Annotated in this window: 18 protein-coding genes and 1 tRNA gene; 6 read left to right on the plus strand and 13 right to left on the minus strand. The window is 66.6% G+C overall.

Annotated elements, in window-relative coordinates; all coding sequences use genetic code 11:
• Positions 1-43: 43 nt before the first annotated feature.
• A complete protein-coding gene (locus ATE62_RS05235) occupies positions 44-361 on the minus strand; it encodes a 2Fe-2S iron-sulfur cluster-binding protein (RefSeq protein ID WP_058806950.1) in 318 nt (105 codons plus the stop codon).
• Between the two features lie 101 nt (positions 362-462).
• Here ATE62_RS05235 and ATE62_RS05240 point away from each other — a divergent pair, with 101 nt between their 5' ends.
• From ATE62_RS05240 to ATE62_RS23205, 4 genes are read left to right on the plus strand one after another with little or no spacing between them, the layout of a single operon-like run.
• Complete coding sequence (locus ATE62_RS05240) at positions 463-1,080, plus strand: DNA-3-methyladenine glycosylase family protein (RefSeq protein ID WP_058806951.1); 618 nt, start codon at positions 463-465, stop codon at positions 1,078-1,080.
• A 33-nt stretch (positions 1,081-1,113) separates the two neighbouring features.
• A complete protein-coding gene (locus tag ATE62_RS05245; protein WP_058806952.1) occupies positions 1,114-1,512 on the plus strand; it encodes a ketosteroid isomerase-related protein in 399 nt (132 codons plus the stop codon).
• The gene (locus ATE62_RS05250) at positions 1,509-2,096 is read left to right on the plus strand and encodes a GNAT family N-acetyltransferase (RefSeq protein WP_058806953.1); all 588 of its coding nucleotides are present in this window, start codon (positions 1,509-1,511) and stop codon (positions 2,094-2,096) included. The genes ATE62_RS05245 and ATE62_RS05250 overlap by 4 nt, the downstream gene beginning before the upstream one ends.
• Before the next feature lie 28 nt (positions 2,097-2,124).
• Entirely contained in the window at positions 2,125-2,301 is a 177-nt protein-coding gene (locus tag ATE62_RS23205) for a hypothetical protein (RefSeq protein WP_156420434.1), read from the plus strand.
• A gap of 59 nt (positions 2,302-2,360) precedes the next feature.
• Here ATE62_RS23205 and tig read toward each other — a convergent pair whose 3' ends face one another.
• Together tig and ATE62_RS05260 are read right to left on the minus strand one after the other, a co-directional pair.
• The gene (gene tig, locus ATE62_RS05255; RefSeq protein ID WP_058806954.1) at positions 2,361-3,932 is read right to left on the minus strand and encodes a trigger factor; all 1,572 of its coding nucleotides are present in this window, start codon (positions 3,930-3,932) and stop codon (positions 2,361-2,363) included.
• 61 nt (positions 3,933-3,993) lie between these two features.
• Positions 3,994-4,078 (minus strand) — tRNA-Leu (locus tag ATE62_RS05260).
• 185 nt (positions 4,079-4,263) lie between these two features.
• On the opposite strand from ATE62_RS05260, the gene ATE62_RS05265 reads away from it, so the two are divergent.
• Both ATE62_RS05265 and ATE62_RS05270 read left to right on the plus strand, forming a co-directional pair.
• On the plus strand, positions 4,264-4,482 hold the full coding sequence (locus ATE62_RS05265) for a hypothetical protein (protein ID WP_058806955.1): 219 nt from the start codon (positions 4,264-4,266) through the stop codon (positions 4,480-4,482).
• Positions 4,483-4,562: 80 nt separating this feature from the next.
• Complete coding sequence (locus tag ATE62_RS05270; protein ID WP_058806956.1) at positions 4,563-6,248, plus strand: amidohydrolase; 1,686 nt, start codon at positions 4,563-4,565, stop codon at positions 6,246-6,248.
• Here the strand turns inward: ATE62_RS05270 and ATE62_RS05275 are convergent.
• The 10 genes from ATE62_RS05275 to ATE62_RS05320 all read right to left on the minus strand — a co-directional run.
• Positions 6,208-7,158 (minus strand): hypothetical protein, encoded by a 951-nt coding sequence (locus ATE62_RS05275; RefSeq protein WP_058806957.1) that lies wholly within the window; start codon positions 7,156-7,158, stop codon positions 6,208-6,210. The genes ATE62_RS05270 and ATE62_RS05275 overlap by 41 nt on opposite strands.
• Positions 7,155-7,757 carry a hypothetical protein gene (locus tag ATE62_RS05280; RefSeq protein WP_058806958.1) on the minus strand — a complete coding sequence of 201 codons (603 nt, stop codon included), beginning with the start codon at positions 7,755-7,757 and terminating at the stop codon, positions 7,155-7,157. The genes ATE62_RS05275 and ATE62_RS05280 overlap by 4 nt, the downstream gene beginning before the upstream one ends.
• An 80-nt stretch (positions 7,758-7,837) precedes the next feature.
• Entirely contained in the window at positions 7,838-8,464 is a 627-nt protein-coding gene (locus ATE62_RS05285) for a hypothetical protein (RefSeq protein ID WP_058806959.1), read from the minus strand.
• A gap of 135 nt (positions 8,465-8,599) precedes the next feature.
• The gene (locus tag ATE62_RS05290; RefSeq protein ID WP_058806960.1) at positions 8,600-9,940 is read right to left on the minus strand and encodes an amidohydrolase family protein; all 1,341 of its coding nucleotides are present in this window, start codon (positions 9,938-9,940) and stop codon (positions 8,600-8,602) included.
• 1 nt (position 9,941) lies between these two features.
• Complete coding sequence (locus tag ATE62_RS05295; protein ID WP_197412013.1) at positions 9,942-10,427, minus strand: hypothetical protein; 486 nt, start codon at positions 10,425-10,427, stop codon at positions 9,942-9,944.
• 89 nt (positions 10,428-10,516) lie between these two features.
• The gene (gene gatB, locus ATE62_RS05300) at positions 10,517-11,989 is read right to left on the minus strand and encodes an Asp-tRNA(Asn)/Glu-tRNA(Gln) amidotransferase subunit GatB (protein ID WP_058806972.1); all 1,473 of its coding nucleotides are present in this window, start codon (positions 11,987-11,989) and stop codon (positions 10,517-10,519) included.
• A gap of 4 nt (positions 11,990-11,993) precedes the next feature.
• A complete protein-coding gene (locus tag ATE62_RS05305; RefSeq protein WP_058806962.1) occupies positions 11,994-12,827 on the minus strand; it encodes a hypothetical protein in 834 nt (277 codons plus the stop codon).
• A gap of 62 nt (positions 12,828-12,889) precedes the next feature.
• Positions 12,890-14,371 (minus strand): Asp-tRNA(Asn)/Glu-tRNA(Gln) amidotransferase subunit GatA, encoded by a 1,482-nt coding sequence (gene gatA, locus ATE62_RS05310; protein ID WP_058806963.1) that lies wholly within the window; start codon positions 14,369-14,371, stop codon positions 12,890-12,892.
• Positions 14,371-14,673 carry an Asp-tRNA(Asn)/Glu-tRNA(Gln) amidotransferase subunit GatC gene (gene gatC / locus ATE62_RS05315; protein WP_058806964.1) on the minus strand — a complete coding sequence of 101 codons (303 nt, stop codon included), beginning with the start codon at positions 14,671-14,673 and terminating at the stop codon, positions 14,371-14,373. Before gatC ends, gatA begins: the two co-directional genes overlap by 1 nt.
• A 73-nt stretch (positions 14,674-14,746) precedes the next feature.
• A partial coding sequence (locus tag ATE62_RS05320) for a DUF4153 domain-containing protein (RefSeq protein ID WP_058806973.1) occupies positions 14,747-16,495 on the minus strand: 1,749 nt, incomplete at its 5' end.

Raw genomic sequence — 16,495 nt, forward strand, 5'->3', positions numbered from 1 at the left:
CGCGAGGCCTGCAACGGCCCCCGCCTTCGCGGGGGCGACGCGCTTAGTCCTCCGCGGCGATCCGCACCTTCAGCCCGTCGAGCGCCTCGCTGAACGGCAGCTGGCACGACAGGCGCGACGTCTCGTCGCGGTCGGTGGTCGAATCGAGGAGGTCGTTCTCGTCCTCGCTCATCGCGGGAAGCTGGTCGGTCGCACCCGCCTCGACATGGACGTGGCACGTCGCGCACGAACAGCAACCGCCGCACAGCGCAAGCAGTTCGTCGAAACCCGCGTCGCGGATATTTTCCATCACGGTCAGGCTCGTGTCGCCTTCGATCTCATGCTCGGTTCCGTCGCGCGTCACGACAATCAGCTTGGCCATGCTCGTCCCCATAGGTTTTGATTCGGCTTGGCCTATGTCCCGCGTTGCACGGCAAATCAAGCGCTGCTAGTTAGCGATGTGAACAAAAGGGGAATATCGTAATGGGTCTGAGCCAGGAGCAATTGAACGCCGGGATCGACGCGCTCGCGGGGATCGAGCCGGGCTTCGCGCGCGCGCTCGGCCATGCGGGCTATCCCGAGCCGCGCATCCGCGAGCCGGGCTATACGACCTTGCTCCGCACCATCGTCGGCCAGCAGGTCAGCGTCGCCGCCGCAACCTCGATCTGGAACAAGCTCGAGGCGGGATTCGGCGCGGGCTGCCCCGCCGAGGTGATGGCAGTGGCCGAGTATGACGCGTTACGAGCTTGCGGCCTGTCGGCGCAGAAACAGGGCTATGCCAAGAGCCTCGCGCAATTGGTGATCGACGGCGAGCTCGCCTTCGACGCGCTGCCCGCCGACGACGAGGAGGCCATCGCGCTGCTGACCAAGGTGAAAGGCATCGGGCGCTGGTCGGCCGAAATCTATTTGCTCTTCGCCGAAGGGCGCCCCGACGTCTGGCCCGCGGGCGACCTGGCGGTGCAGGAAGCGGTCGGCCGCATCATGCAGCTCGACGCGCGCCCCAGCGAAAAGGCGATCCGCGAAATCGCCGAAGCCTGGCGCCCCCACCGCGGCGCCGCGGCGATCTTCAGCTGGCATTGCTATAATATGGCGGTGATCTAATCGCCGCATAGGACAAGATTCGGAGCCGCCCGCATGACCACCCGCGACATCGTCACCGCTTATTTTGCTGCGTTCAACGAGGGCGACACCGGCGCGATGCTCGCGCTTGTCGCCGACGACGTGCGCCACGACGTCAACCAGGGCGAGCCGCGCCACGGCAAGGCGCTTTTCGCCGAATTCAACGCGCATATGACGCGCTGCTACCGCGAGCGGCTCACCGACATGGCGATCTTCGCCGAGGGCAACCGCGCCGCCGCCGAGTTCACCGTCAACGGCACCTATCTCGCGACCGACGACGGCCTGCCCGAAGCAAACGGCCAGACCTATGTCCTGCCCGCGGGCGCCTTTCTGTCGGTCAACGACGCCGGGCTGATCGACCGCATCACCACCTATTACAACCTCGCCGACTGGCTGAAACAGGTCGGCGCATGAGCGTCAGCGTCGTGCCGGTGACCGGCGCGGGGCTGGCGGAGGTCATCCCCGCGCTCGCCGCGCTGCGGATCACCGTGTTCCGCGCCTTCCCTTATCTCTACGACGGCGACGCCGCCTATGAGGCCGATTATCTCGCCGATTTCGCCGCCGCCGAGGGCGCGGTGATCGTCGTCGCGCGCGACGGCGAGACGATTGTCGGCGCCGCCACTGCCGCCGCGCTCGCGACGCAGGACGAGGCCTGGCAGGCACCGCTCGCCGCCGCGGGCTTCGACATCGCGCGTTGCTTCTATTTTGGCGAATCGGTGCTGCTGCCCGAATATCGCGGCCAGGGCATCGGCCACGCCTTCTTCGACCACCGCGAAGCCCAGGCGCGCGCGATGGGTGCATCGCACGCCGCCTTCTGCAGCGTCATCCGCGCCGACGATCACCCCGCGCGCCCGGCCGGGCATCGCCCGCTCGACGCGTTCTGGCGCGGCCGCGGCTATGCGCCGCTGGCGGGGGTGACGGCTTGGTTCGACTGGAAGACGGTGGGCGGCAGCGACGAAGAGCCGCACGAACTGCAATATTGGACGCGGGCACTCTGACGGGCGCACGGGAAGCAGGAGAACGGCCATGGCGCGCGAATGCGACGATTGCGGAACGAAGATCGGCGGCACCTTCTTCGAAGGCGGCCGCGATCCCGCGCGGGTCAAGACGAGCAGCGGCCCCTCGCGCCACAAGATTTGCTCCGAATGCCATGGCGGTTGGCGCGAAACCTGCCCGATCTGCGGCGAACGGCTGCGCCGATAAGAAAAAGGCCGGGCGGAGCATCCTCCACCCGGCCTTTCGCTATTCACGTGGCGCGAAGCTTATTTCTTCGCGGCAGCCTTCTTGGCCGGAGCCTTCTTGGCAGCGGCCGGCTTGTCCTCGGCTTCGGCCTTCGGCGCCGCGGCCTTCTTCGCCGGCGCCTTCTTGGCGGGTGCTTCCTCGGCCTTGGCCTCTTCCTTCACCGCGTCCTTCTTGGCGGCCGGCTTCTTCGCGGCGGCCTTTTTGGCGGGCTTGTGGTCGTGGTCATGGTCGTGACCGCAGCCGGGGCCGTGGACATGACCGTCGTCGTCGGCCTCGATCGCGGCTTCGATCTCTTCGCGCGTCACTTCGCGGTCGCTGATCTCGGCCTTTTCGAACAGGAAGTCGACGACCTTGTCCTCATAGAGCGGGGCGCGGAGCTGGGCCGCGGCGAGCGGGTCCTGCTGCACATATTCCATGAAGCGCTGGCGGTCTTCGGGGCGATACTGCTGCGCGGCCTGCGCGACCAGGCGCTGCATTTCCTGCTGCGAGACCTGGACACCGTGCGCCTGGCCGATTTCCGAGAGGAGCAGGCCCAGGCGGACGCGGCGGACGGCGATCGAACGATATTCGTCCTTGTCCTTTTCGAGCTCGGCCTTCGCCGCCTCGACGTCTTCCTCGTGGCTCGCCTCATGCTCGAGCTGCTGCCAGATCTGGCCGAACTCGGCCTCGACCATCGTCGGCGGCACGTCGAAGTCATGAGCGGCGGCGAGCTGGTCGAGCAGCTTGCGCTTCATGTGGGTGCGGGTCAGGCCGTTCAGTTCCTGCTCGACCTGGTCCTTCATGATCTCCTTGAGCTTGTCGAGACTCTCGAGACCCAGCGATTTGGCGAATTCGTCGTCGATCTTCGACGCCGCGGGAACCTTCACTTCCTTCACCGTCACGGCGAAGTCGGCGGGCTGGCCCTTCAGATTCTCGACCGGATAATCCTCGGGGAAGGTGACCTTCAGCACCTTTTCGTCGCCGGTCTTGACGCCGACGAGCTGGTCTTCGAAGCCGGGGATCAGCTGGCCCGAACCGATTTCGACCGCCATGTCCTCGCCGGTGCCGCCGTCGAAGGCGACGCCGTCGACGCTGCCGGCGAAGTCGATGATGATCTGGTCGCCCTGGGCGGCCTTCTTGGTCTTCGGGGCTTCCTCGAAGCGCTTCATCTGCGCGGCGAATTCCTCGATCTTGCCCATCACCGCCTTGTCGTCGGCGGGAACGGTCAGGCGCTCGAGCTTCAGGCCTTCGATCGACGGCGCCTCGATGTCGGGCAGCACTTCGAGCGCGACGGTGACTTCGGCGTCCTTGCCGGCTTCATAATCGTCGCCGAGCGTGACGGCGGGCTGCAGCGCGGGGCGCAGCTTTTCCTTGGCGATCAGGTCGCGGACGCCCGCCTCGATTGCCTTGTTCAGCGCGTCGGCCGACAGCGCGGCGCCGTGCATCTTGCGGATCAAGTTCGGCGGCACCTTGCCGGGGCGAAAGCCGGGCATGCGCACGGTCGGCGCGATGCTCTTCACCTCGTCATCGACGCGGGCATCGATATCCTTGGCGGTGATGGTGACGCGATATTCGCGCTTCAGGCCTTCGTTCAGCGTTTCGACGGTCTTCATTGCCTTGGTCTTATCCTTGCTCAAAATCTCTCGGTTTTCCGGCCTTGGGCGAGGGCGAAACTGGTGCGGGCGAAGGGACTCGAACCCCCACATCTTGCGATACTGGTACCTAAAACCAGCGCGTCTACCAATTCCGCCACGCCCGCTTGGGAAGCTTCGGCCGGATGCACGAAAACGCGCGCAAAGCCGCGCACGCCCGTGCGGGCCGCGCGGGGCTATAGCAGACGCGCGGCCAAGGGCAAGGCCCGGAACGCCCCGAAAGTGCGCGATCCGCGCCGACTTGCGGAACGCGTCCCCGCCCTCGCTCGTTGATCGGGCAAGGAGAAATCTCATGACCTTCAACTCCAGCCTGCACGTCCATGCGGCGGACCCGCTGCCCAAGCCCAAGCCCGACGTCATCGACCCGGTGGCACCGCCCGAACAGCCGGTGCAGCCGACCCCGCTCGAGGACCCCGCCGGCCAGCCGCTCGAGGTTCCCGGCGCCCCCGGCGGCGGCGACATCGACCAGCCCGGCCGCGGCCCGAGCGAGGTACCGCCGCAGCAAAGCTGATGCGACCCGAAGAGCTTAGCGAGCTAATCACTTGACCCGCCCCCTCCCCGCCCGCCACCATGGCGGCCGGGGAGAGAGATATGAGACGACCGACCGCTTTTGCCGCGCTGCTGCTAGCGCTGACCGCACCCGTCGCGGCGCAGGAAACCACACTCTACCGCGGCGGGCCGATCGTTACGATGGACGGCGACACGCCGCAGACGGTCGAAGCCGTCGTAACCGAAGGTGATCGCATCGCCTTCGTCGGCAGCGAGAAGGAAGCGCGCAAAGTCGCGGGCGACAATGCAGCCGTCCGCGACCTCAAGGGCGCCACCATGCTCCCCGGCTTCATCGACGCCCATTCGCATTTCACCGTGGCGACGCAGATGGCGGGCGGGCTCGACCTGCGCGCCGCACCGACGCCCCCAGCCGACATTCCCGCGCTGCAAGCCGCGATCCGCGCCCATATCGCCGCCAGGGCCATGCCGCCCGGCCAGTGGGCGATCGTCTGGCAATATGACCAGGAGGCGCTGGCCGAGAAGCGCCACATCACGCGCGCCGAACTCGACGCGGTCGCGGCGGACCGGCCGATTCTCGTGCTGCATGTCTCGCTCCACGGCGCAGTCGCGAACAGCGCCGCGCTCGCCGCCGCGGGGATCGACGAAGCCACCCCGGTGCCGCCCGGCGGCATCATGCCGCGCGACGCGGCGGGCAGGCTCAACGGCGTGCTGCTCGAAAAGGCGATGTTCCTTATGCTCGCCAAGATGCCGCAACCGACCGCTGAGCAGAAGCTCGCCGCGCTCGACGCCGCGCAAGACGCCTATTTCGCCGAGGGCTATACCCATGCGCAGGACGGCGCGACGCTGCCGCCCGACATCGCCTTCCTGAGCAGCGACGCGGCGCGCCAGCGGCTCAGGATCGACCTCGCCCTGCTCCCCTTCTCGACCGGCCTCGACGCGCTGCTCGCGCAGCCTGATCTCAGTTTCGGGACCTACACCGACCATGTGAAGCTGCAGGGCATCAAATTCGTGCTCGACGGATCGGTGCAGGCGCGCACCGGCTTTTTCACCCGCGACTATGCACGCGGCAGCCCCGAGGGCACGCACCCCTGGCACGGCCAGCCCGTGCTGTCCGAGGCGGATTTCGTCGCGCAGGCGAAAAAGGCCCACGACCGCGGCTGGCAGCTGTTTGTCCACGCCAACGGCGACGCCGCGATCGACATGGCGATCCGCGGCTTCGACGCGCTCGGCATAAAGGCCGCCGACGACCGCCGCCCGGTGGTCATCCACTCGCAGTTCCAGCGCCGCGACCAGCTGCCGGCCTACGCTCGCATCGGCGTGGGTCCCGCCTATTTCTCGAACCACGCCTGGTATTGGGCCGACGTCCACCGCACCAATTTCCCGGCCGAAGTCGTCGATTTCATCAGCCCGCTGCGCTCGGCCCGCGCCGCCGGGCTCACGCCATCGAACCACAGCGATTTCAGCGTCACCCCGCTCGACACGCGCTTCATGCTCTGGACCTCGATGGCGCGCGTCTCGCCCACCGGCGTCGTCAGCGGCGCGGACGAGAGGCTGGGCGCTTATGAAGCGCTGCAGGCGCTGACCACCGGCCCCGCCTGGCAGGCGTTCGAGGAGGATCGCAAGGGCCGGATCAAGCCCGGCCTGCTGGCCGATTTCGTCATCCTCGACAAAAATCCGCTGACGACGCCGGTCGAGCAGATCAGGAACATCCGCGTCGTTGCGACGATCAAGGAAGCGAAGATGGTGTGGCAGGCACCACTGCGCTAGTCGCCGCGCTCGCCTCAGGTACCCCGGCAGCCTCGGCCGGCGCGACCGCCTTCAAGTCGACAATCTTGTCGCGATCATAAGCGAGCACGCCCGGAATCGGCGGCATGCGACTGACCGACAGCCCATAGAAATTGTCGAGTTTGCCATAAGCGCGAAAATCGGCCTCGGCATAAGGAAAGGCCTTGAGCGAGTCGGGCACGCCGAAGCGCAGCGGACCATGCTCGGCCCCGAGGTTCTGCGGACGGTACAGCCCCGCTTCGGAACCGGTCAACGGCCCTGTCTGCGGAAAATCGGGATCCAGTCCCGGGCCGACGAGGAAGAAATTGCCCGTATCGGTGATGACGCCCGGCTTCACCTCGAACGCGACGGTGCCCATGCAGTAGCAGAAGCCCGCCATCGCACCGCCGCCGGCGACGAAGATCGGGCCGTAATAGGCATAGCGGCCGGGCTTGACCTTGGTCAGATAGCTGTAGCTGTCGGGGCTCTCGCTCTTCGCGAACACATATTGCGGGCCGAACGACACCGGATCGCGAAGTTCGATCGCGCCGATCGCGAAATTCTCCGCCGTCGGTTCGATCGGCTTTTCGGGCATCCTGCCCTTGGTCTGCCGCGCCACCTCGGCCCGCGATTCCCAGTTCTTGAGCTTGCCCGGATATTTCTTCTGCACCTTGGCCAGCGCCTCGGCCCAGTCCCTTTCATAGGCGGCGACGGTCGCATCGTCGGGCAACCGCAACAGCAGCGCATTCTGCCGGAACGGACCGCTGACGAAGATATAGCCGCTGTCGGGCTCGATCTTCGCTTTCCCCGAAATCAGGTTCTTTTCTTCGATCGACTCCGAGGTGAGCTCCGCAGCGGCGACGGACGGGAGCGCGGCAGCGAGCGCGGCGGCGCAAAACAGGGTGCGGATCATTTCGGCAGTACCTCCGCTTTCGGCTTGGGGCCAGAGGCGACGCGCGCCTGCTTCATCAGATAGCCGGTGCGCTTCTCGTCCTCCACACGGCCAAAACCTTCCTCGAAGTGAAAGGCCTGCCACCGTTCCTTCTCCATGCCATAACGGTCATAGCCCTTGAATCCCATACAGTTGCGCATGTTGATCCGGCGGATGCGCCGCCGCTCCGCCGACCCGAAGATCGCATCGGCCATCGCCGATCCGATCGCGCCGCCCAGCGCGCCCGCCATGCCATATTGGGTGGCGTAATAAGTCGACATATAGCTGTCGCCGCCGGCGTAATAATTGATTCCGCTCGACACCGCGTCGCATTCGCTGATGTCGTTGTACGCGGTGTCGAAATTGGTGCCGTCGCGGTGGAAATAGAAATATTTGTCATAGGTCTCGACGTCGGCGGGCGTCGCCTCGAACGCGGTGTCGGGCATGTCGACCGCGGCCACCTCCTCGGCACTGAACGCGCGCATCGGGACCGGCGCCTTGATCGCCTGCGCATCCGCCGCCGTCGTCGCTATGCAAAATGAGGCCGCCACGATGGCGACCGACAGGTAAATCTTCGGCATCCCGTCCCCCCGGATATAATCGGGGCCGGGATCTGAATCATTCCCCTGCGCCCCGTCCTGAATGTGTCAGAAATCGCGCCCTATTGATAGTCGGGCTGCGGCGGGTCGCGCCGGATGAAGCCGAAGAGCGTGTAGCCGAGCACCGCGAGCCCGGCGAGCAGCCCCGCCAGCGGCAGCAAATAGCCCGCGGGCTTCGCCCCGTCGGAGATCACGACATAATCGTCGGCCAGTTCGGACCCGAAGGATTTCTTCACCGCGTCGGTGTCGCCGCTGTCCGAATTGATCCCGAACTCGATCATGCCTTCGACCGGGCGCTCCCTGGTGTAGGCGGGATTGCCCTTGATCGTCGCCTCGGCCTTGGCCGGGTCGGCTTCCTGCAGCAGTCCCATCAGCAGCCCGGCTTCGGCGGAATCCTCGCGGTGCACCAGCACCTGGATCTTGCCGGGGCCCGGGGTCGCGGTGCGCACGGGGCTGTAGATATCGGCGCCCGCCGATCCCGACTCGCCGCTGGTGATCACGCCGCCGTCGATCAGGAACCAGCGCGCGTCGGTGATCCGGTACCAGCCGACCCCCGGCTTCTGCGACATCAATTGCGCGACGGTGATGTCGACGCGCTTGCCCGCGTTGATGCTTTCATAGAGGCCCTGCCCGCCCCACCAGCTCAGCGCGCCGCCCGCGATCAGGCCGATCATTCCCAATTTGATCATGAATTCCCCCTTTTGTCCGCCGCCCCCGCGACGGATATTTCCCCGAATATTCGCAGAGGCCCGCTGTCCGCTAAGCCCCCATTTACAGCGACATGCAACGCGCGGCAGGATTCGGCAAGGCGAAAGCCGGGGCGTTCAGGGAAGCGTGCGCCGCGCCGCCACCTCGGCGAGCATCGCCTGCAGCGCGGCGGCATCATACCAGCGCCCGTTCGCCATCACGCCCAGCGGCGCGCGCAGCGTCGCGGGCTTCGCGAGCGGATTGTCAGCGACGAGCAGCAGGTCGGCACGATAGCCCGGCGCAACGACGCCGAACTGCGTCGCGCCGGGCACCGTCTTCGCGATGAACTCGCCCGGCGTCCGCGTCGCCGCCGACAGCGCCTGCCACGGCGTCAGCCCCGCGCTCAGCATCGCGTCGATCTCGCCGTGCAGCGCCCAGCCGGGCACCAGCCCCGGGATCGTCGGCGCATCGCCGCCCGCGACCAGCGGCACGCCGGCATCGGCCATCGCCTTCACGAAACGATCCTCGAAGGCCGCGCGCCGCGACAGGTCGACCGCCTTCTTCTGATAGCCCGACCGCGCCCAGTCGATCCGGTCGCCGGGCGCCAGATAGCGCACCTGGGGTGCGGCGAGATAGGCCTTCACCACCTCGGGCTTGCCGAATTGCGCAGCGATTGTACGAAAAGTGAAGAGGTCCGAGGTCACGAACGCGCCGTGCGCCTTCACCAGCGCGATCGCGTCGGCGATCCGCGCATCCTCGGGCGGCGCCTGCTGGTCGTCGGCGGGCGGCTCGGGGAAAAAGCCGTAGAAGAACTCCTCGACATGCGCGACCATCGCCTGCCCCGCCGCGAGCTGCTTCGCGAGCCCGACCGCCTTCACATTATGCCCGACGACACCGATCCCTTGCACCTTCGCTTCGGCGGCCAGCGCCGCAAAAGCGTCGGCCGACAGGTTGGTATAGACCTTGATGAAGCTGTAACCGTTCGCCTTCGCCAGCAACACGATCGCCCGCGCCTCCTCGGGCGTCCGTACGACGAAATGCCCATATTGCGGATCGCCGTCGACGACGAAGGCGGTGAATATCTGCGGCCCCGGCACCTCGCCCCGGTTCACCGCGATCCGCGTCCGCCCGGCAAAGGCGCTGGTCGCCTCGCCCATGTTGAGCATCGTCGTCACGCCATTCGCGAGCAGCAGCGCCAGGTCGTCGCGCGCCGTCACATGATTGTGCATGTCGGCGAGCCCCGGCATCAGCCAGGCGCCCTGGCCGTCGATCACCGGGGTTCCCGCGGGCAGCTTCGCCTTGATCCCGATGCTCGCGATCTTGCCGTCGGTGACGATCACCGTCGTGCGCGGGATCACGCGCTCGCGGTCCATCGGCACGACATTGACGTCCTCGAAGACGATCGTCTCGGCGCCCGCCGCCCCGGCGCCCGCCAGCACCAGCCACAGGCTTAGCAGCGCGCGGAGCACGGGCCGCATGTCAGCCGGCGCAGAAGCGGGCGAAGTCCGCGATCGCCCGCCGACCGCTCGCCGTCGCCGCCATGTCGAGGCTCGCGGTGCCGTCGGTCATGCGCAGCCAGCCGTTCGCGACAAAGGCGCGGAAGAAGGGCGCATCCGCCGCGATCTCCTCGGTGGACGAGAAATAGGGCATTTCCTCGGCCTCGGTCGTCCCCGCGACGTGCAGCGCCGCCTCGCCCGACACCAGGTCGATCGCGGTCAGGTCGGGCGAATGGCCCGAAATGCCGACGAAGATGCGGTTGCTGCCCTCCTCGCAGGTGAAATTGAGCGGCTGATCGTCGGTGCCGTCGACCTCATAGGCGAGGATCGCGGCGTCGGCGCGATCCTCGTCGCTGACGCGCAGCGCCCAGTCATAACCCTCGTTCACCGCCGGCGCGGCCTGCGCCGCGCTGCCCAACATGGCGCCAGCCAGAATCCCGGCGACGATCAGCGTCCGCTTCTTCATCATCCTATCCTTCGTCATCATTTTTGCATCGATATCAATGCTTATGACGACGAAGTAGCCGGATAGCCGTAACGCGGATCACAGAAGGCGCGTCAGCCGAGCGCCTTCTTGAGCAGTTCGTTGACGACCTGCGGGTTCGCCTTGCCCTGCATCGCCTTCATCGTCTGCCCGACGAAGAAACCGAAGAGCGCTTCCTTGCCGCCCTTATACTGCGCCACCTTGTCTTCATTGGCGGCGAGGACCTTGGCGATCTCGGCCTCGATCGCCCCGGTGTCGCTGGTCTGCTTGAGCCCCTCGCGATCGACGATCGCCGCGGCGCCGTCGCCGGTCTCGAGCATCTTTTCGAACACCTGTTTCGCAATCGTGCCCGAAATCGTACCGTCGGCGACCAGGCCGAGCAGTTCGGCGGCCTGCACCGGGCTGACCGGCGAGTCCGAAATATCGCGGCCCAACCGGTTGAGCGCGCCGAACAGCTCGCTCGTCACCCAGTTGGCGGCGGCGACGGGCTTCGCGCCCGCTTCGAGCAGGGTATCGAACCAGCGCGCCGCCTCGACCTCCGCTGTCAGCACATCGGCGTTATAGGCGCTGATGCCCTCGCCCAGATAGCGCGCGCGCTTGGCATCGGGCAGTTCGGGCAGGCTCTCGCGGCACTCGGCCAGAAATGCATCGTCGAGTTCGAGCGGCAGCAAATCGGGATCGGGGAAGTAGCGGTAATCATGCGCATCTTCCTTCGATCGCATCGAGCGAGTCTCGTTGCGGTCGGGATCGTAGAGCCGCGTTTCCTGCACCACGCTGCCCCCGCCCTCGATCAACTCGACCTGGCGCTTCGCCTCACCCTCGATCACCGCCATTACGAAGCGCACCGAATTGACGTTCTTCGTCTCGGTGCGCGTACCGAATTCGTCGCCGGGCCTCCGCACGCTGACGTTCACGTCGGCGCGCATCGAGCCCTCTTCCATATTGCCGTCGCACGAGCCGACATAGCGCAGGATCGAGCGCAGCTTGCGGACATAGGCGCCGGCCTCGGCGGGCGAGCGCATATCGGGGCGCGAGACGATCTCCATCAGCGCGACGCCCGAGCGGTTCAGGTCGACATAGGACATCGTCGGATGCTGGTCGTGCATCAGCTTGCCCGCGTCCTGCTCGACATGGATGCGCTCGATCCCGATCCGCTTGGGCTCGGGGATGCCGGCCTTTTCATCTTCCTCGATCGTCAGCGAACCTTCGCCGACAAGCGGATGGTAAAGCTGCGAAATCTGGTAACCCTGCGGCAGGTCGGCGTAGAAATAATTCTTGCGGTCGAAACGCGACCATTTGTTGATCTGCGCCTCGATCGCCATGCCCGTGCGCACCGCCTGGCGGATGCACTCGCGGTTGGGTACCGGCAGCATGCCGGGCATCGCCGCGTCGACGAGCGACACCTGCGTATTCGGCTCCGCTCCGAACGCCGTCGCGGCGCCCGAGAACAGCTTGGCGTTGGAGGTGACCTGCGCATGGACCTCGAGGCCGATCACGACCTCCCACTCGCCGGTTTCGCCCTTGATGCGATATGTCGATTCCGTCACGTTTTCATCCACCATAATATGTTCGCAAATCGGAGCCGGCGAAGCGCTTTGCAACCAGCTCGTCCATGATTTTCCCGGCGCTCGCCACCTTCGCGGCATCGCCCGATTCCAGATATTCATAGGCGAGGTTATACCGCGCCACATCATGCCCCAGATCGGCCGCCGTGGTCAGCCATTGCATCGCGGTGCCCCGGTCGCGGCGCGCAGTCCAATGATATTGATACAAGCGAAAGGCCGCAGCGCCATCGCCGGCCGCGGTCGCTTCGAGCCGCTCGATCTCGTCGCGATACAGGCCATATGCGACCGCCGCCGACAAAGCGCTCGTCGGATTGATCGACTGGCCCGGCCGCGCACAGAACATCATCATGAAGCTGCCGCCCAGCGCGAAGCCCGACGGCGCCGACCGCCCGATGTCGTCCCCCGCCGCCTCGGGATAGGCCGGCCGGTTGCCGCACATCATCGCGCCGCCGCTCAGGAAATAGGCGTCACCGTCGCATCCCTCGACACGAACACCCAGTGCGTCGCCAAGCGCCTTGGCATAGGATTGATCGCCCGACGCGCTGTCGCTGACGCCAAGCTCCACGCGCTTGCGCTTTTTACCCGAAAAGCTCGGCGCGCCAGAGATCATGCGCGCCATTTCCTTCGGATGAACCGCCCGCCCTTCGCTGTCGAACAGGCGCCCCAAGCTCCCCGTGGCGCCGATCGAAAAGGCGTAGTCGGGGTTCCACTTGTCGGCATTTGCGCTCAGCAATGCGACCATGTCCGCGGTCGCCGCCCGGTTGATCGGGTCGGCACGGTCGACACAGTCGATCGCGGAGGCCTTGCGCTCCTTGGCCAAGGCAAAACCTGGCGAAAGCAGGGCTCCGCCAGCCACTATCGCGGCAAAAAGGATATGGCGGGTTACCACCACTTCTCGGCGCGGGCGTTGAAGCCTGCCCGCTCTTCAATTGCCAACCCCGCGTTGAGCACACCCTGCTCGTCGAATGCCTTGCCGATGATCTGCAGCCCCAGCGGCAGCCCCTCGCGGTTCAGCGCCGCGGGGACCGACATCGCGGGCAGGCCCGCGAGGCTCGCGGGGACCGCGAACACGTCGTTCAAATACATCGCCAGCGGATCGGCCATTTTTTCGCCCAGCCCGAAGGCCGCCGAGGGCGCGGTCGGCGCGAGGATCACGTCGCACACGCCGAACGCCGCCTCGAAATCGCGCGCGATCAGCGTCCGCACCTTCTGCGCCTGCGTGTAATAGGCGTCGTAGAAGCCCGCCGACAGCACATAGGTGCCGATCATGATGCGGCGCTTGACCTCGGGCCCGAAGCCGTCGGCGCGCGTCGCGGCGTACATATCCTGCAGCCCCGCCCCGTCGGGCAGGTCGCGCAGCCCGTAGCGCACGCCATCGTAACGCGCGAGGTTCGACGACGCTTCGGCAGGCGCGATGATATAATAGGTCGGCAAGGCATATTTGGTGTGCGGCAGGCTGATCTCGACGACCTCCGCCCCCGCATCCTTCAGCATCGCGATGCCGGCGTCCCACATCGCATCGATCTCGGGATCGATACCTTCGAGACGATATTCCTTAGGAATACCGACCCTCTTACCCTTGAGATCGCTCGACAAAGCTGCTTCCCAATTGGGGACGGCCATATTCAGGCTCGTCGCATCCTTGGGATCGAAGCCCGCCATATTCTCGAGCATGATCGCGCAGTCGCGTACGTCGCGCGCCATCGGCCCGGCCTGGTCGAGCGAACTCGCGAACGCCACGATGCCCCAGCGCGAGCAGCGGCCGTAAGTCGGCTTGATCCCGCTGATGCCGACGAAGGCCGCGGGCTGGCGGATCGAACCGCCGGTGTCGGTCCCCGTCGCCGCGGGGCAGAGTCGCGCCGCGATCGCCGACGAGCTGCCGCCCGACGACCCGCCCGGCGCGAGCGCGGCATTGCCGCCGTCGTTGCGCTTCCACGGGCTGATGACATTGCCAAAGTAAGAGGTCTCGTTCGACGACCCCATCGCGAACTGGTCGAGGTTGAGCTTGCCGAGCATGCCGCAACCCGCGTCCCACAATTTCTGCGAGACGGTCGATTCGTAGCGCGGGACAAAGCCTTCGAGCATATGGCTCGCCGCGGTGGTCTGGACGCCATTGGTCGCGAACAGGTCCTTCATGCCGATCGGCACGCCCGACAGCGGCTTCAGCGTCCCCGCCGAACGATCGGCATCGGCCTGCTTCGCCGCGGCGAGCGCATGCTCAGGAGTCTCGACGATGAACGCGTTCAATGCCTTGGCGCCCGCGACATTGGCGTTGAACGCCTCGGCGACCTCGACGGCGGAAAAATCGCCCGCGCGGTGCCCGTCGCGGATCGCCGCGACGGTCAGATTTGTAAGATCGGTCATTATTCGATCACCTTGGGAACGCCGAAAAAGCCGTGCTGCGCGGCGGGCGCGTTGGCGAGGACATCGTCGCGGCGGTTACCGCCGGTCAGCGGGTCGGCGTCGATCACATCGTCGCGCAGCCGCAGACTGTTGGGGATCACCGCGGTCATCGGCTCGACCCCGGTCACATCGACCTCGCCGAGTTGCTCGACCCAGCCCAAGATACCGTTCAATTCGCCTTCCATCGCGGCGGCTTCCGCATCGCTGATCGCGATGCGCGCCAGCGACGCGATTTTCCTTACCGTTGCCTGATCGATTGCCATTCTCTGTGCCTTTGCGGGAGAAGCTGGGCCGCTAGCATCCTCCCCCGCGCGCTTCAAGGCAGGCGCGCGATAATCACTCGAAATCGTCGCCGACGGGCTTGCCGTTGACGAACACCTGCCGCCGCGTGATCGGCCGCACCTCGATGGTCGCTTTCTCGACCTCGTCGACCGTCGGGCCCTGGGCCACCGCGCCGGGCGAGAAGCCCTGATAATCCTCCTGCCACGCCCTGGTCTTCGCATCGCGCGCGAACAGCACGACATTATTGCCCTTGCCGATCACCACCAGCTGGTCGGGCCCGAGCACATAGGCCGCGCAGGGCGCCGCACGGCACTGCCCGCGCGCGTCGATCGCCTCATAGGCATCGTCGGCCAGCACCTGCCCCGCGGGCAGCACGCGCACCTTCTCGCGGATCGGCTTCGCGCCGAAGCTCACGTCAGCAGGGTCGATGCTTTCGCCCGCGACATTCAAATCCCAGCGGTTCTTCGTCGCCAGCGCCCATTTCGCGAGGTCGGCCTTCGCCCTGTCGGGCGATTTCGCGATGTCGGCCAGCGCCTTGCGCCCCTTCGGCCCGAAATCGAACGCCATCGCCGCCCAGTCGAACTGGTCGGCCTTCACCGTCCCGCTTTTGAGCCGCGCGAGCTGATCGCGGGTCGAGATCGCGCCGAAATCCATCACCGGCAGCGCGAGGAACAGGGCGAGCAAAGCCAGCCCGATCGCCAGTTTCTGCTGCAAGGGCCGCAGCAGATCGTCGAAATCGAGCCGCCCGCGCACCACCGCCCACAGCCCCGCCGCGCCATAGGCCAGCGCGACCATCGCCGCGACCACACCCCAGAGGCGCTCGGGCGTCCAGCCGTACTGGATCACGCGCAGGTGCATCGAATAAAAGGCGATCACCGCGAGCGGCAGCACCGCCGCGACCAGCACCGCCGCCGCGCCGTGGAGCAGCCGGTTGCCCGAGCGCTCCTCGCGCCCGTTGCCGATCACCGCATTGGCGAGCAGCACCGCAAAGGCCGCCGCCGCCATCATCAGCGCCGCGGTCGAAAAGCCCGAATCCCAGAGCGGCGTCAGCCCGGTGCCGAGCAGCGACAGCAGGAACAGTAGCACCGCGACCGCCAGCACCGGCGCCAGCACCGCGAGCACGATCATCACCAGCTTCTGGAGCGTCGCGACCAGCTTGTCGCGCTCGCGCAGCAGGCCCACGGCACCGCCGAAAGCCGCACCCGCGAGCATCCACGGGAACCAGCCGGTCTCGAACATCCGCATCACCAGGTCGATCCCGATCAGGCTGAACATCTGCCCGATCAGCAGCACGAGCAGGAAGCTCAGCCCGGTGAAGGCCAGCCCTGCCGCGCCGATCACCGCGTCGGTCCAGGCGTGGCTGTGCAGCCGCTCGTACGGCATCGTCCACAATTTCCAGAAGCGCCAGTCGGGCGCGACGTCGCGCCGCGTCTGGAATAGGGGCGTCGCGATCAGCACCGCGAGCAGCCCCGACCAGAAGGGCCATTCGAACATCGACGCGTTGAAATTATACCCCGCCGAGGTCCACACGATCAGCGCGATCACCGCGCCCCAGCCGAGCGCGAACCCCAGCGCCCAGTGCCAGCGCCGTAACTCGACCCCGAGCACGAAGACGAGCGTCGCCACCGTGACGAACGCCGCGAACGCATTGCGCCCCGGATCGAGGTCCGGGGCGTAACGCCAGTCGAGCGTCAGGTGAAAGACCAGTCCCGCGACGGCGCAGATCGCCGCCATGATCCACGGCCGGAGCGGCCAGGGTGCGTCGCTTTCGTCGAGGCGTGACGAGGATGGGGGCGACTCGGG

This window comes from Sphingopyxis sp. HIX (genome assembly GCF_001468285.1).
Classification (GTDB): Bacteria; Pseudomonadota; Alphaproteobacteria; order Sphingomonadales; family Sphingomonadaceae; genus Sphingopyxis.